Below are 576 nucleotides of genomic sequence, written 5' to 3'. Positions count from 1 at the left end.
ATGTTCTTCGTCGGTGAATACATCGGCATCATCTTGATTTCGGCGCTGCTGGTCACCCTGTTCTTCGGTGGCTGGCACGGTCCGTTCGGCATCCTGCCGCAACTGTCGTTCCTGTGGTTCGCACTGAAGACCGCGTTCTTCATCATGCTGTTCATTCTGCTGCGCGCTTCCATCCCGCGTCCGCGTTATGACCAGGTGATGGATTTCAGCTGGAAATTCTGCCTGCCACTGACCCTGATCAATTTGCTGATAACCGCTGCGGTTGTGTTGTGGAACACGCCCGCGGTTGCGGTTCAGTGAGGATTTGACCCATGTTCAAATATATTGGCGACATCGTTAAGGGTACTGGTACCCAGTTGCGCAGCCTGGTCATGGTCTTTGGCCATGGCTTCCGCAAGCGCGACACCCTGCAATACCCGGAAGAAGCGGTCTACCTGCCACCACGCTACCGTGGTCGTATCGTCCTGACCCGCGACCCCGATGGCGAAGAGCGTTGCGTAGCCTGCAACCTGTGCGCCGTGGCTTGCCCGGTGGGTTGCATCTCGCTGCAGAAAGCTGAAACCGAAGACGGTCGCT

Annotated in this window: 2 protein-coding genes; both read left to right on the top strand. The window is 57.3% G+C overall.

What is annotated here, in order from left to right; all coding sequences use genetic code 11:
* A partial coding sequence (locus tag ACIOVB_RS27790; protein ID WP_401272309.1) for an NADH-quinone oxidoreductase subunit H occupies nucleotides 1–300 on the top strand: 300 nt, incomplete at its 5' end.
* Nucleotides 301–311: 11 nt separating this feature from the next.
* The coding region (locus ACIOVB_RS27785; RefSeq protein ID WP_401272308.1) for a NuoI/complex I 23 kDa subunit family protein at nucleotides 312–576 on the top strand (265 nt) is incomplete at its 3' end.

Source organism: Pseudomonas sp. NPDC087639, assembly GCF_044743385.1.
Taxonomy (GTDB): Bacteria; Pseudomonadota; Gammaproteobacteria; order Pseudomonadales; family Pseudomonadaceae; genus Aquipseudomonas.
This window is presented reverse-complemented; position numbering and strand designations above follow the sequence as displayed.